11 protein-coding genes are annotated in these 14,388 nt (G+C 59.8%); 1 reads left to right on the forward strand and 10 read right to left on the reverse strand.

The genetic code is table 11. The features are described 5' to 3' along the window. Nucleotides 1–14 precede the first annotated feature (14 nt). Entirely contained in the window at nucleotides 15–5,297 is a 5,283-nt protein-coding gene (locus JFU11_RS26045; protein ID WP_201062536.1) for an NEL-type E3 ubiquitin ligase domain-containing protein, read from the forward strand. A 67-nt stretch (nucleotides 5,298–5,364) separates the two neighbouring features. On the opposite strand, the gene ureC is transcribed toward JFU11_RS26045, so the two are convergent. From ureC to urtB, 10 genes are all read right to left on the reverse strand, one after another. Further along, complete coding sequence (gene ureC, locus JFU11_RS26050) at nucleotides 5,365–7,065, reverse strand: urease subunit alpha (protein WP_201062537.1); 1,701 nt, start codon at nucleotides 7,063–7,065, stop codon at nucleotides 5,365–5,367. Between the two features lie 207 nt (nucleotides 7,066–7,272). After that, complete coding sequence (locus JFU11_RS26055) at nucleotides 7,273–7,581, reverse strand: urease subunit beta (RefSeq protein ID WP_008011171.1); 309 nt, start codon at nucleotides 7,579–7,581, stop codon at nucleotides 7,273–7,275. Further along, nucleotides 7,581–8,114 carry a GNAT family N-acetyltransferase gene (locus JFU11_RS26060; protein WP_123721456.1) on the reverse strand — a complete coding sequence of 178 codons (534 nt, stop codon included), beginning with the start codon at nucleotides 8,112–8,114 and terminating at the stop codon, nucleotides 7,581–7,583. Before JFU11_RS26060 ends, JFU11_RS26055 begins: the two co-directional genes overlap by 1 nt. Before the next feature lie 5 nt (nucleotides 8,115–8,119). Next, nucleotides 8,120–8,653, reverse strand: a complete 534-nt coding sequence (locus JFU11_RS26065; protein ID WP_201062538.1) for a GNAT family N-acetyltransferase — start codon at nucleotides 8,651–8,653, stop codon at nucleotides 8,120–8,122. Between the two features lie 9 nt (nucleotides 8,654–8,662). Continuing rightward, a complete protein-coding gene (ureA, locus tag JFU11_RS26070; RefSeq protein ID WP_007937143.1) occupies nucleotides 8,663–8,965 on the reverse strand; it encodes an urease subunit gamma in 303 nt (100 codons plus the stop codon). Nucleotides 8,966–9,123: 158 nt separating this feature from the next. Next, entirely contained in the window at nucleotides 9,124–9,963 is an 840-nt protein-coding gene (locus JFU11_RS26075; protein WP_201062539.1) for an urease accessory protein UreD, read from the reverse strand. A gap of 30 nt (nucleotides 9,964–9,993) precedes the next feature. Next, nucleotides 9,994–10,692, reverse strand: a complete 699-nt coding sequence (gene urtE / locus JFU11_RS26080; protein WP_201062540.1) for an urea ABC transporter ATP-binding subunit UrtE — start codon at nucleotides 10,690–10,692, stop codon at nucleotides 9,994–9,996. A gap of 140 nt (nucleotides 10,693–10,832) precedes the next feature. After that, nucleotides 10,833–11,705 (reverse strand): urea ABC transporter ATP-binding protein UrtD, encoded by an 873-nt coding sequence (urtD, locus tag JFU11_RS26085; RefSeq protein WP_123721452.1) that lies wholly within the window; start codon nucleotides 11,703–11,705, stop codon nucleotides 10,833–10,835. Between the two features lie 10 nt (nucleotides 11,706–11,715). Further along, a complete protein-coding gene (gene urtC, locus JFU11_RS26090; protein ID WP_008011177.1) occupies nucleotides 11,716–12,795 on the reverse strand; it encodes an urea ABC transporter permease subunit UrtC in 1,080 nt (359 codons plus the stop codon). Next, complete coding sequence (urtB, locus tag JFU11_RS26095) at nucleotides 12,795–14,297, reverse strand: urea ABC transporter permease subunit UrtB (protein WP_201121409.1); 1,503 nt, start codon at nucleotides 14,295–14,297, stop codon at nucleotides 12,795–12,797. Before urtB ends, urtC begins: the two co-directional genes overlap by 1 nt. Between the last annotated feature and the right edge of the window lie 91 nt (nucleotides 14,298–14,388).

The following is a 14,388-nucleotide window of genomic DNA, read 5'->3' on the forward strand; positions in this document are numbered from 1 at the left end:
AAGGTTGTTGAGTCATGTCTGATTTGCAGGGAAGCAATTCAATCGAAACCAATGCCAGTTCCACTGGCGAAAATCAGGGCATTCATTACGCCCGGGTGATCGGCGTCCTGCCGAACGCCATTAAATCTGCATCGGCATCGCGGCTCAAACCTCTCCTCGGGATGAACGCCGAGTGGCCCGAGTGGTACATGGGCGCACGTGAAATCGACCGCCAGTATCTGAAAACCCTGATTGATGAGCGCTGGCGCCTGCAAGGGCTGCTGGACGAGACGCTGGGTCATTTGCAACAGGATATCGATACTTTCGCCAAGCCACTGTTGAGCACGATGATGCGCTCCAGCTTCAATGGCGTCGGCAACATCGACGAGTTGAGTGTGCAACTCGAAGTGCCGAGTACCATGATCTTCGGGATTGACACTGGCGCCAGCCGGGTTCGGCAATCCAGTTTGCTTGAAGCCGCTTTGCACAATTTCGAGGACTCGGAAACCCGCAGCGACGCCTGGCGCAACAGTTCCGGCATTTACCGCAAGGACTCGCGTGGCAGCCTCATGCAGGACCCGGCGATTACGCTAACGGCGTTCGCGGCGCAATGCCGGCAGCTGGATATCGGTGGGCAATATCAACGGCACCTCAAAGCCATTCTGCTGCCGACTTCTGCGCAGGCACGCCAAACTTTGCAGGCGCAATCGATCGCCAGTGAAAAGGCTGCCTTCGATGTCGCAATGCTGGTGGCGCGCATGAAGGGGGAGATCAGCGATTACGTCTACGGCACGCTGAGGCAGGTGCGCAACCAACAGTCGGATATCACTTTGTATGAGCGTCCGCTGCTGAGCCACCGGTTATCGCTGATGGGTTTCAGGCTGACCGGCATCGTACTGTTCAGTGCGGTCAGCGACCCCTCGGAGATAAAGCGGGCCATTGATGCATTGACGCCCACCACATTGAAGTTCTGGAATGAGTGGTCGCACCGTATTCCGGTGTTGCCGGGGAAAGAGGATGAACAGTACAAATTGTTGCAGGCGTTCTTTGCCAACGGCCAACAGGGCGTCACCGATGAAATGCTGCGCAGTGACGATATTTATCGACAGAGTCGTCTGACCGGCCCGTTGATCGCTTACGTTCCCGATGATCCGAATCACCCGCTGAAAGAGTATGCATCGCTAAGCGAATTTCTGAATACGCTGATCGGTCAGTTGCGAGAGACGGACTATCAGGCTTTTTTCAGTCGGTTCGTGGCGCACAAGGACAAGGGACGGTTTTTTTCGCGAGTCAACGAACGCCTCAGGACGTTCACCTGGCAGCCACGCCAACCGCTGGATATGGGCCCGTGGTGGCGCGAAACCGCGATCGAGAATCCTGATGCTGAACCCGTCACCAACCAGCTCAGCGGCGATCTCTGGGAGAGGCTGTTTCGCGAGCGGCGCGACAAAGCCATTGCCGACGCCCGGCAAATGGCGGTGCCGACCGACGATGAAGATGCCGTAAGCCGTTTCAAACGCTTGACCAGCTTTCTGGACATCGGTTGGAACCTGTTCAATTTCGCCGCGATGCTGGTGCCCGGCTTAGGGGAGGCGATGCTGGGGATCATGGTTGCGCAAATGTTGGAGGAGCTGGCCGAAGGTATCGAAGACTGGAGCAAGGGCGATAAGGAACAGGCCTCGTCCTACTTCAATGGCGTACTGATCAATTTTGCCCAATTGGCCCTGATGGGCGCGGGGCATGTTTTGCCTGAGGGTAGCGTGACCCCGAAGGTCTCGCCCTTCATCGAGCGTCTCAAACCTGTGGAACACGAGGGCAGGGAGCGCTTGTGGAATCCCGATCTGCGGCCCTATGAACAGAAAGTCGTCTTGCCGGTAGATGCGTCCGCGAGCGAGCAAGGCATTTACCGGCATCAGGAACAGGATCTCCTGCGTCTCGACGATAAATACTATGGCGTGAAGCAGGATCCGGGCACGGGTCTGCACCGCCTTCAACACCCGAGCCGTCCCGACGCGTATCAACCGTTGCTGGAGCACAACGGTGCCGGTAGCTGGAAGACCGAACTCGATCAACCGCTGGGCTGGAACAAGCGCCGATTATTGAGACGGTTGGGGCCTTCGGTCGACGGGTTCTCCGATGAGACGCTGGAGCAGATTCTGACCGTGAGCGGTGTGCACGAAGATGCCCTGCGACGGATGCATGTTGAGCATGAAACCCCGCCTGCCGTGCTGCTCGACACGCTCAAGCGTTTCAAGGTGTATGCGGATACCGACGCCTGCGCAGAACGAATTCTCGCCAATCAGATCAGTGAGGAGTGGGTGGGTTTTATCTCACGGTTCATGACTGAGCTACCGGGCTGGCCCGAAGGCAAGGCCATTGAAGTCTTTGAGGCGCCGAGTCTTTCAGGCTTGTCGATCAAGGACGGCTACGCGGATGCGTTGCCGGCAGACACCTTGAAAATGAGCCGCAAGGAAGTGCTCGACGGGAAATTGCCTGAGCGTGTTGTCGAGTTCCTTGATGAACAACAATTGCACGATGTTCTGGGTCAATGGCGGTCGGGTATCCGGCAGGAGCGTATCGACGCGGTGCGGGATCTGCTTGGCGGGCAGGCGCGAAAAAACAAGGAACGCCTCTTCGATCGACTGTATTCCGCTCGCGAGCGCTCGGAAAACCCCTCGGTGAACTTACTCAAAAGTAATCACCCGGGGCTGTCGACCAGCATGGCCGAAGAGCTGTTGCGCCATACCGAACCGAGTGACTTACAGCATCTGAATGAGAAAAAACGCCTGCCCCTGACCGTGTATCGGCGAGCGGAAGAGGCGGAGCAGCAGGTACGGCTGACTCGGGCCTACGAAGGGCTATACCTGCCAGATATCTACAACGCCGACACCGCCCGGCTGGAGTTGCACTCCTTGGCAAACCTTCCGGAGTGGCCGACGGATTTGCGGCTGGAGGTTCGACAGTATTCATTCGAGGGGGTGTTGGTCGACAGCATTGGCTCGGCGGATGCGCCGACTCGCAAAGTGTTGATCGTCGATGAAAAGGGCACGTACCAGGCACGCGACGACCTGGATCAACACCTGCATGGCGAGGACAACCTGTACGCGGCGGTCTTGCATGCATTGCCCGACAGGCAGCGAGAGGCATTGGGTTTTCAGATCCACGAAGCAGCGCAACTCGAAAAAGCCGTTCAAGAGCACCCATTGGCCCACCGACAGCTTGAGCCGATTCTATTGGAAAACCCCATTCGCAAGCCCACCTACGACCCGGCCACCATGCGCCTTCGTGGCGGCATGCAAGGCTATGCGCAGCAGGTACCGCACGGGATGGGCCTGCGTCGAAGAGCCAGGGCGCTCTACCCGGGTTTTGCACCGGAGCAGATCGAAGGGCTGCTGACGGCGTTCGGTCACAACGGTGGGGCGGTGCAAGGGCGGCTGGCTGCATTGGAGCGAGAGTTCAGTCAGTTGAACCTGACACTGCAACGCTGGATGAACTCACCAACGGCCTCCTTTCGTTTCGGCCCGGAGGGTGTCGCGCAGTGGCACTCTAGAAACCAGGTCTACAAAGCGATCCGGCAATGCTGGCAGAGAACCGGGCCACGAGGCGTCGAGGTCCCCGGCATCCTTGAGCCCCAAGCGTTGATTCTGGATGGTTTGCCCATGAACCGGCATCTTGTAACCATGCCGAAACTGGAGGCAAACTTCGATCATGTCACTACCCTGAGCCTGGGTAGCACCAACCTCTTGCCTGAGCAGGAACATTTTCTGCGACCGTTTCGCCGGGTACGGTTCCTGAACCTGGAACGAAACCGGTTGATGGGTATACCGCAGGTAATCGATGACATGAGTCATCTGACCGATCTGGTGCTCAACAACAACCGGATCGAACTGAACGCGGTGGGAGTGGCGCGGCTGAAGAAGCTGACTCGTCTCAGGTCGCTAGGGTTGCGCGGGAATCCGTTGCAACTCGCTCCCGATATCAGCCGGATGCCACGGCTACAGGTGCTGCTGTTGAGCGAAACGGGGCTGGACAGCTGGCCTGTGGGACTGTTTTTCCAGCCGCGCCCACGAAATATTTTCCTCGATCTGCGCAACAATCCGCTCAGTCGAATACCGGAGGTAGCACCAGGTTCGTTCCGCGCCGAATTGCTGGCTCGCACATTCCTCAGTCGCGAACCGCAATGGCTATCGGCGGAGAATCTGAACACCCTCAAGCTTTACATCGAATCGGTCGGCCTGGATCCCGAGCGCACATTCCCGCCACGAGGCACACTGGACAGCGCCGATTGGGCGCATGGAATGTCCGAGCTCCAGTGGCAGGCCAGAGAGGAGATCTGGAACGCGGTTGAAGATGAGTTTCACTCGGAGGCCTTTTTCAATGAGATCAGGCAACTCACCCAGTCCGCCGACTTCAATGAAGGTGGCGCCTATTGCGAAGAGTTGACGGCGAAAGTCTGGCGAATGCTGGAGGCCATGGCCGATAACAGCGAGTTGCGGGCAAAGCTCTTCAGCGAGGCTGTGACGCCCACGGAGTGCGTGGACGGCGGCACGCAGCTGTTCAATGCCATGGGGGTGGAAGTGCTCATTCACGAAGCCTACAGGTTGATCCGCCCGGACCTGATTGAACCTCAGTTGCTCGAGCTGGCTCGAGGGAAATCCCGGCTGGATGAGCTTGGGGCCATCGCTCGTCAGCGAGTCGCTGCACGGTTGGCCGAGGGGGAGCAGTTCAGGCGAGTCGACCCTGAAGGGGGAGTCACCGGAACCATTGACGAAGTCGAAGTCCATCTGGCCTATATGACTGATCTGGCCGAGCGCCTGGATCTTCCGTGGCAAGCCCGGGGCATGCAATTTCGCAAGATCGCCGGTGTAACGAAAGAGATGATCGAGGCGGCGTTTGAGCGGGTCAAAGTCCTGGAGGAAGGTGACCTGCTGCGCGATCAGATTCTCAAGCAACCGCTCTGGAGAACCTGGCTGGAGGATTCGAACCGCGAGGCTTTCAATGGTTTCAAGCGCCGAATCGACGTGACCACTGACTTACAGGACGCCTTGCGGAGACGGGCCAACGGGACAGATCTTTCTGTAGCGCAAATGACTGACCTTGAGATGCAAATCAAAGCGCTGGCCGTAGAGTCAGGCAAACCGGAAGACGAGTTCGCTCACGGGCGTGCAATGACGGAGGAGGAATACACACAAGCGTTGAGTGAAATAGACGAGCAGATGAAGGCGCTGATGAATCGGCTCACTCAACAAGCCATAGATCGAGCGGGCCTGCAAAGGGTTGATATTCCCTTCACGATTGACCCCGAGTATTCGCTATAGGTCGTAGCTGAAGCCTCGGCTCAAGGGATATGCCTTGGCCGAGGCTTTTTTCATTGCGGGTGAAGGCTCAGAACAGGAAGTAGCGCTGCGCCATCGGCAATACATCCGCCGGTTCACACCACAGCAATACACCGTCAGCCTTGACCTGATAGGTTTGCGGATCGACATCGATGTTTGGCAGGTAATCGTTGTGGATCAGGTCGGTTTTCTGCACGTCGCGACAGCCTTTGACCACGGCGATTTTCTTTTTCAGGCCCAACGCTTCGGGCAATCCGGCCTCCTGCGCCGCCTGACTGATAAAGGTCAGGCTGGTGGCGTGCAACGAGCCGCCGTAACTGGCGAACATCGGGCGGTAGTGCACCGGTTGCGGTGTCGGGATCGAAGCGTTGGCGTCGCCCATCAGGCTGGCCGCAATGGCGCCACCCTTGAGGATCAGCGTCGGTTTGACCCCGAAAAACGCCGGGCGCCAGAGCACCAGATCGGCCCACTTACCCACTTCCACCGAACCCACTTCATGGCTGATGCCATGGGTGATCGCCGGGTTGATGGTGTATTTGGCGATGTAGCGTTTGGCGCGGAAGTTGTCGTTACCTTCGCCGTCACCGGGCAGCGGGCCGCGCTGCTTTTTCATTTTGTCGGCGGTCTGCCAGGTGCGCGTGATGACTTCACCGACGCGGCCCATGGCTTGGCTGTCGGAGCTGATCATCGAGAACGCGCCGAGGTCGTGAAGGATGTCTTCGGCGGCGATGGTTTCGCGGCGAATGCGGCTTTCGGCGAACGCTACGTCTTCGGCAATGCTCGGGTCCAGGTGGTGGCAGACCATCAGCATGTCGAGGTGTTCATCGATGGTGTTGCGGGTGAACGGCCGGGTCGGGTTGGTCGAGCTCGGCAGCACGTTGGCAAAACCGCAGGCCTTGATGATGTCCGGTGCATGGCCGCCACCGGCACCTTCGGTGTGGTAGGTGTGGATGGTGCGGCCCTTGAAGGCGGCGAGGGTGGTTTCGACGAAGCCCGACTCGTTAAGGGTGTCGGTATGAATCGCCACCTGCACGTCGTACTGATCGGCGACGTTCAGGCAGTTGTCGATGCTCGCCGGGGTGGTGCCCCAGTCTTCGTGCAACTTCAGGCCAATGGCGCCGGCCTTGACCTGTTCGATCAACGGCTCGGGCAGGCTGGCGTTGCCCTTGCCGGTGAAGCCGATGTTCATCGGAAACGCATCGGCGGCCTGAAGCATGCGCGCCAGGTGCCATGGCCCGGAGGTACACGTAGTGGCGTTGGTGCCGGTGGCCGGGCCAGTGCCGCCGCCGATCATGGTGGTGACGCCGCTCATCAGCGCTTCTTCGATCTGCTGCGGGCAGATGAAGTGGATATGGGTGTCGATGCCGCCGGCGGTGAGGATCATGCCTTCACCGGCGATCACTTCGGTGCTGGCGCCGACCGCGATGGTGACGTTGGGCTGGATGTCCGGGTTGCCGGCCTTGCCGATGGCGGCGATGCGACCGTCCTTGAGGCCAACGTCCGCCTTGACGATGCCCCAGTGGTCGATGATCAGGGCGTTGGTGATCAACGTGTCGACCACTTCCGCAGCCAGTAATTGACTTTGGCCCTGGCCGTCGCGAATGACTTTGCCGCCGCCGAATTTCACTTCTTCGCCGTAGGTGGTGAAGTCCTGTTCCACTTCGATCCATAGCTCGGTGTCGGCCAGACGGACCTTGTCACCAACGGTGGGGCCGAACATGTCGGCGTAGGCTTGTCTTGAGATTTTCATGCGCTTGCCTTGGGATTCAATTGTGTTTGAGACCGCTCGCGTCGCTCGCTATCGCAGCCTCGCTTCGCTCGACAGCTCCTACAGGGTGTGTACGACCGCGAAATTTCAGGTGCCGCAGGTGTTCACGCAAATTCCCGGTTGCCTGCAGTCTCTGTAGGAGCTGTCGAGCGGAGCGAGGCTGCGATCTTTCTGAGAACACCGCAGATATCAGTCGAGATCGCCCATGATCCGCCCGGCAAACCCGAACACCCGGCGATGCCCGGCCAGGTCCACCAACTCGACCTCGCGGCTTTGCCCCGGTTCGAAGCGCACGGCGGTGCCGGCGGGGATGTTCAGGCGCATGCCGCGGCTGGCGGCGCGGTCGAAGGTCAGGGCGTCGTTGGTTTCGAAGAAGTGATAATGCGAGCCGACCTGGATCGGCCGGTCACCGCTGTTGGCCACCTTCAAACTGAGGGTGCGGCGGCCAACGTTGAGTTCGATGTCGCCGGGCTGGATCTGGTATTCACCGGGAATCATCAATGGGCTCCTTGGAGAATCTTGTAGTAAAGGGCAGTCGGTTTGTAGCGGCCGTTCGGGTCGCAGGCGTAGTCGGGGATTTCGCCGGCGCGGGTGTAGCCCATCGCCTTGTAGAAGTCTTCGGCGGGGGAGCCGGCCTCGGTGTCGAGGTAGAGCATGCCTCGTTTGTGTTGGCGGGCTGCAAGCTCAAGGGCATGCATCATCTGTTGGCCCAGGCCGCGACGACGGGCGTGTTCACGCACCAGCAGTTTCTGCACTTCGGCGCGGTTCAACCCATTGGCTTTCTGGCACAACGTCAGTTGCACGCTGGCCTGTACCTGTTCGTCCTTGACCACCACCCAGAGCAGCACGTTGCCTTTGTTCAGGTTTTCCTGGACTTCATCGAAATAAGCTCGGGCCTGAGTCGCATCCAGATCCGCCATGAACCCGACACTGGCGCCATAGCCGACGGCGTCGAGCAGCAAATCAATCAAACCCTGACGATAGTGCGCAAAGCTTTCAACATTGACGCGGCGCAGTTGGGCGGCGTTCATGGGTATCACTCCTTGTGGGGACCGGGTGGCATTGCGCCCGGGTCGAGGATCAGTTGCATGAAGGTCAGGTCCAGCCAGCGGCCGAACTTGGTACCCACCTGCGGCATTTGGCCGGTGACGACGAAACCGGCCCGCTCGTGCAGCCGAATCGAGGCGCCGTTACCGCTTTCGATGGCGGCGACCATCACGTGTTTGTTGCAGCCTTTGGCGCGTTCGATCAGCGCTTCCATCAGTTGCGGGCCGAGGCCATTGCCCCGCTGGTCGTTGAGCACATACACCGAGTGCTCGACCGTGTGGCGGAACCCGTCGAACGGCCGCCAGTCACCAAATGAAGCGTAGCCGAGTACGCTGTTATCGCCGTCGACGATCACCAGGATCGGATAGCCCTGGTCTTGCCGGGCGCTGAACCAGGCCTGGCGATTGCCCAGGTCCACGGCCTGTTCGTTCCAGATCGCCGTGGTGTTGAGGACGGCGTCGTTGTAGATGTCGCGGATCGCCGGCAGGTCGGCGAGCGACGCATCGCGGATGTGGTAAGTCATGGCGCGGCCTCAGGCGATCGGTTGGTGAACGGTGACCAGTTTGGTGCCGTCGGGGAACGTCGCTTCGACCTGGATCTCCGGGATCATTTCCGGGATGCCTTCCATCACTTGTTCGCGGCTGAGCAGGGTGGTGCCGTAATGCATCAGCTCGGCCACGGTCTGGCCGTCACGCGCGCCTTCGAGCAGCGCCGCGGAAATATAGGCCATGGCCTCCGGGTAATTGAGCTTCACGCCGCGAGCCAAACGCCGTTCGGCCACGAGGCCGGCGGTGAAGATCAGCAGCTTGTCTTTTTCGCGTGGGGTCAGGTCCATCGTTTGGAATCCATCTGGGCAGATAAAAAGGTATTCGGATTTGTAAATACAAAATCTGTGGGAGCGGGCTTGCCCGCGATGAGGCCATAACATCTTGCAAAGATGTTGACTGTAAGACCGCTATCGCGGGCAAGCCCGCTCCCACATAAAAGCATCATTCAGGTGGCCCATATTCTGGGTGGGACGGCTTCTCGCCCCAGCAACGCCGGGCGCAATAACCGCCACAAATCAATCAGCCAGCCACGTGCCAACAACGCTTCACTGGCCAGGCATCGAGCGACCAAAAGCCCCGGCAACTGTGTCAGATCCCCGCGCACGTCATTGCTCAGCGAGCGGCACTTCTCCAGCAATTCGCTATCAATTTCACCTGTCACCAGCAACGTCGCAAACACCGGTTGGCCATCCAGGCCTATCGGCGAATCCAGCAAACCATCGTTCCCGACAATGCGCTGGCGTTCGTGCCAGAGCAACTGGCCGTCGCGGCGGATATCCAGGTGCGCCTGAAAATGCCCGAGGTCGAAGCGCTCGCCGCTGGCCGGGCGACCCAGCGCCACCACGTCCCAGTAGAACAGCCGCGCATCGCCCTCAAGGTCGATACTGGTGCTGAGTTCCGCCTGAGCGTCGCTGAAGATAATCGTCTCTTGCGGCAGCCACTCCAACGTAGCACCGGCGGCCACGTGCAGGTCGAGTTTCTGATAAGCCGGCCCGCCCGCGCGATACCACTTGGCGGCGCCGGGGCTGGTGATTTGCGCCCAGGCGTCCGTACCGACACTGGCCGAGATGTCCAGCCGATCACCTCCGGCAATTCCGCCCGGCGGGTGGACGATGATGTGCTGACACACCTCGGGGCCTTCGGCGTACAAATGCTTCTGCACCCGCAACGGGCCTTTGTGGCGACGCTGCACCGGGCGTGTGCTGTCGCCGAAACGGGCGTAGCCGAGTTCCAGCTCGGCATGCCAGCTGGGGGTGAACAGTGTGAAGGGGGCAGGTAAATTCATGATTTCTAATTATCGTCAGGAGGCTGCAGGTTAGATCGTAACCAGTCCACGGACACCTTCGGCTTCCATATTTTCGCCGCGACCCTGCTGCACGATCTCTCCCCGGGACATCACCAGGTACTGATCGGCCAGTTCGGCGGCGAAATCGTAGAACTGCTCCACCAGCAGAATCGCCATGTCGCCGCGCGCTGCAAGCTGCTTGATCACTGCGCCGATTTCCTTGATCACCGACGGCTGGATGCCTTCGGTGGGTTCGTCGAGAATCAGTAGCCGTGGACGACTGGCCAGAGCTCTGCCGATCGCCAGTTGCTGTTGCTGACCACCAGACAAATCACCGCCGCGCCGTTGCTTCATTTGCAGCAGCACCGGGAACAGCTCGTAAATGAACGCCGGGACTTCCTTCGCTTCAGCGCCGAGAAACCGTGAGAGGCCCATCAGCAGGTTTTCTTCCACGGTCAATCGACCAAAGATTTCCCGCCCCTGAGGTACATAGGCGATGCCGGCATGCACCCGTTGGTGCGGCTTGAACGTGGTGATCGGTTTGCCTTCCCAGTTCACCGCGCCTTCCTTGGCCGGCAGCAAACCCATCAGGCATTTGAGCAGGGTGGTCTTGCCCACGCCATTGCGTCCGAGCAGGCAGGTGACCTCGCCGACCTTCACCTCAAACGTCAAGCCCCGCAGGATGTGGCTACCGCCGTAGTACTGATGCAGCTTGTCGACTTGCAGCATGTTCAAATTCCTTCTGTTCCACACAGAAACCCTGTGGGAGCTGGCTTGCCTGCGATGGCGGTGTGTCACTCAACAAAGATGTTGGATGTGCAGGCCTCATCGCGGGCAAGCCCGCTCCCACAGGTCCTTTATTCGCAGGTCTATCGGCCGAGGTAAACCTCGATCACCCGCTCATTATCCTGCACCTGTTCCAGTGACCCTTCGGCCAGCACGCTGCCCTGGTGCAACACGGTGACGTGGTCGGCGATCGAGCCGACGAAGCCCATGTCGTGTTCCACCACCATCAGCGAATGCTTGCCCGCCAGGCTCTTGAACAGCTCGGCGGTGAATTCGGTTTCGGCGTCGGTCATACCCGCCACCGGCTCATCGAGCAGCAGCAGTTGCGGGTCCTGCATCAGCAGCATGCCGATTTCCAGAAACTGTTTCTGACCGTGGGACAACAACCCCGCCGGACGATTGACCGAGGCGGTCAGGCGAATGGTTTCCAGCACTTCGCTGATGCGATCTTTCTGTTCGCCACTGAGACGAGCCCGCAGGCTGGCCCATACCGACTTGTCGGTTTTCTGCGCCAACTCCAGGTTTTCGAACACGCTCAGGGCTTCGAACACCGTCGGTTTCTGGAACTTGCGACCGATACCGGCCTGAGCAATCTGCACTTCACTCATCTGCGTCAGATCGAGGGTTTCACCGAACCAGGCTTTGCCGTGGCTTGGGCGAGTCTTGCCGGTGATCACGTCCATCAGCGTGGTCTTGCCCGCGCCGTTGGGGCCGATGATGCAGCGCAGTTCGCCGACGCCGATGTACAGGTTCAGATCGTTCAGCGCCTTGAAACCATCGAAGCTGACGCTGATGTCTTCCAGGGTCAGGATGGTGCCGTGTCGGGTATTCAGACCTTTGCCGGCGCTCTGGCCGAGGCCGATGGCATCGCGGCTGCTGCCGGCGTCCCTGTTGGGCTCCAGCGGCGGAAAAAAAGCTGGCTCGAGCATGAATTCAGCCGTTGCAGTGGTTCTCATTTTACAAGCCTCATTGTTCACCCCTTTTCTTCAGCAACCCGATCACGCCCTTGGGCAGGTACAACGTCACGACGATGAACAGCGCGCCGAGGAAGAACAGCCAGTATTCCGGAAACGCCACGGTGAACCAGCTCTTCATCCCGTTGACCACACCAGCGCCGAGCAGTGGACCGATCAGCGTGCCGCGACCACCCAGCGCCACCCAAACGGCCGCTTCGATGGAGTTGGTCGGCGACATTTCACTCGGGTTGATAATGCCGACTTGTGGCACATACAGCGCGCCGGCCAAGCCGCACAACACCGCGCTCAACACCCAGACAAACAACTTGAAACCGCGTGGGTCGTAGCCGCAAAACATCAAGCGGTTTTCCGCATCCCGCAACGCGGTCAGAACCCGGCCAAACTTGCTTTGCGCCAGCCGCCAACCGATGAACAGGCTCGCCACCAGCAACAGCACCGTGGCGAAAAACAACACCGCACGCGTCCCCGGTTCAGTGATGCCAAACCCGAGAATGGTGCGGAAGTTGGTGAAGCCGTTGTTGCCACCAAACCCGGTTTCATTGCGGAAAAACAGTAGCATCCCGGCGAAGGTCAGGGCCTGGGTCATGATCGAGAAATACACGCCCTTGATCCGCGAACGGAAGGCGAAGAAACCGAACACCAGCGCGAGCAGGCCCGGCGCCAACACCACCAGACACATGGCCCAGAGGAAGCTGCTGGTGCCGGTCCAGTACCACGGCAATTCGGTCCACGACAGGAAGGTCATGAACGCGGGCAAGCCATCGCCCGAGGCTTGGCGCATCAGGTACATGCCCATCGCGTAGCCGCCGAGGGCGAAGAACAGACCGTGACCCAGCGACAAGAGGCCGGCGTAACCCCAGACCAGATCGAGGGCCAGGGCGACGATGGCGTAGCAAAGGATTTTGCCCACCAGCGTGAGGGTGTAGGCCGAGACGTGAAAAACACTGATGGGCGATAACAGCGACAGCAGCGGCAACGCCAGCAGCAAAACAAGGATTACCGCGCCAACAGCGAGGGTTACTTTTGGGCCGGCCTTTTGTGTGGCCGTGAGCAGCAGAGGCTGGTTCATCAGTCGATCACCCGTCCTTTCAGTGCGAAGAGGCCTTGCGGACGTTTCTGGATGAACAGAATGATCAGCGCGAGGATCAGGATTTTGCCCAGCACCGCACCGATCTGCGGTTCGAGAATTTTGTTGGCGATTCCCAGACCGAAGGCGGCCAGCACGCTACCGGCCAGTTGACCGACACCGCCGAGTACCACCACCAGGAACGAGTCGATGATGTAACTTTGACCGAGGTCCGGGCCGACGTTGCCGATCTGGCTGAGCGCCACGCCGCCGAGGCCAGCGATGCCCGAGCCGAGGCCGAAGGCGAGCATGTCGACGCGGCCGGTCGGCACGCCGCAGCAGGCGGCCATGTTGCGGTTCTGGGTGACGGCGCGCACGTTCAAACCGAGGCGCGTCTTGTTCAGCAGCAGCCAGGTCAGCACCACCACAAACAAGGCGAACGCGATGATTACGATGCGGTTGTATGGCAACACAAGATTGGGCAACACCTGAATTCCGCCCGACAACCACGCCGGGTTGGCCACTTCGACGTTCTGCGCGCCGAACACCAGGCGCACCAACTGAATCAGCATCAGGCTGATGCCCCAGGTGGCGAGCAGGGTTTCCAATGGGCGACCGTAGAGGTGACGAATCACCGTGCGCTCCAGCGCCATGCCGATCCCGGCGGTGACAAAAAACGCTACCGGCAGGGCAATCAGCGGGTAGAACTCGATGGCCTGCGGGGCGAAGCGCTGGAACATCAGCTGCACCACGTACGTCGAGTAAGCGCCGAGCATCAGCATCTCGCCGTGGGCCATGTTGATCACACCGAGCAGGCCGAATGTGATTGCAAGACCTAACGCCGCCAGCAACAGAATTGAACCGAGGGACATGCCGCTGAAGGCCTGCCCAAGCATCTCGCCGATCAGCAATTTGTGCTTGACCTGGGCCAGGCTGGTTTCGGCGGCGGTGCGCACATTGGCATCGGCTTCGACGCCGGGTTCAAGCAAACCTTCGAGGCGGGTGCGGGCCAGTGGGTCGCCAGTTTCACCGAGCAGACGCACCGCGGCGAGGCGTACGGCCGGATCGGTGTCGACCAATTGCAGGTTGGCCAACGCCAGGCTCAGGGCGGCGTGAACGCTTTCGTCTTTTTCGCCAACCAGTTGCTGGTCGAGGAATTTCAGCTGCGCGGGTTTGGCGCTTTTCTGCAATTGCTGCGCGGCGGCCAAGCGGATTCTGGCGTCGGCGGCGAGCAACTGGTGGCTGGCCAAAGCGGTGTCGATCAGACCGCGTAGACGGTTGTTCAGGCGCAGGGTTTTCGGTAGGCCATCGATGGTCAGCTCGCCTTGTTGCAGGGCGTTGATCAGTTCGATACGGGCCGGATCGGGCTGCGCGGCCCAGACTTCCAGAAGTTTTGCTTGTTGCACGGGATTGGCTGCGACGAAGTCTTCGGCGTCGCCGGCGTGGGTGGCCATCGGTAACAAAAGTGCGATGGCGAGGATCAAGCGGTAAAGGGCGGTGGGCATAAAAAGTCGCCTTGCGCGGACATTGTGGGAGCTGGCTTGCCTGCGATGCAGACGACTCGGTGTATCTGATGCACCGAGGTGATGCCATCGC

It is taken from the genome of Pseudomonas sp. TH37 (genome assembly GCF_016650735.1).
GTDB lineage: Bacteria > Pseudomonadota > Gammaproteobacteria > Pseudomonadales > Pseudomonadaceae > Aquipseudomonas > Aquipseudomonas farris.

Bases quoted from the DNA above. Each gene is read 5' to 3' on its own strand.
- JFU11_RS26045 (WP_201062536.1), top strand. From the start codon at position 15: ATGTCTGATTTGCAGGGAAGCAATTCAATCGAAACCAATGCCAGTTCC.
- ureC (WP_201062537.1), bottom strand. From the start codon at position 7,065: ATGAAAATCTCAAGACAAGCCTACGCCGACATGTTCGGCCCCACCGTT.
- JFU11_RS26055 (WP_008011171.1), bottom strand. From the start codon at position 7,581: ATGATTCCCGGTGAATACCAGATCCAGCCCGGCGACATCGAACTCAAC.
- JFU11_RS26060 (WP_123721456.1), bottom strand. From the start codon at position 8,114: ATGAACGCCGCCCAACTGCGCCGCGTCAATGTTGAAAGCTTTGCGCAC.
- JFU11_RS26065 (WP_201062538.1), bottom strand. From the start codon at position 8,653: ATGACTTACCACATCCGCGATGCGTCGCTCGCCGACCTGCCGGCGATC.
- ureA (WP_007937143.1), bottom strand. From the start codon at position 8,965: ATGGACCTGACCCCACGCGAAAAAGACAAGCTGCTGATCTTCACCGCC.
- JFU11_RS26075 (WP_201062539.1), bottom strand. From the start codon at position 9,963: ATGAATTTACCTGCCCCCTTCACACTGTTCACCCCCAGCTGGCATGCC.
- urtE (WP_201062540.1), bottom strand. From the start codon at position 10,692: ATGCTGCAAGTCGACAAGCTGCATCAGTACTACGGCGGTAGCCACATC.
- urtD (WP_123721452.1), bottom strand. From the start codon at position 11,705: ATGAGAACCACTGCAACGGCTGAATTCATGCTCGAGCCAGCTTTTTTT.
- urtC (WP_008011177.1), bottom strand. From the start codon at position 12,795: ATGAACCAGCCTCTGCTGCTCACGGCCACACAAAAGGCCGGCCCAAAA.
- urtB (WP_201121409.1), bottom strand. From the start codon at position 14,297: ATGCCCACCGCCCTTTACCGCTTGATCCTCGCCATCGCACTTTTGTTA.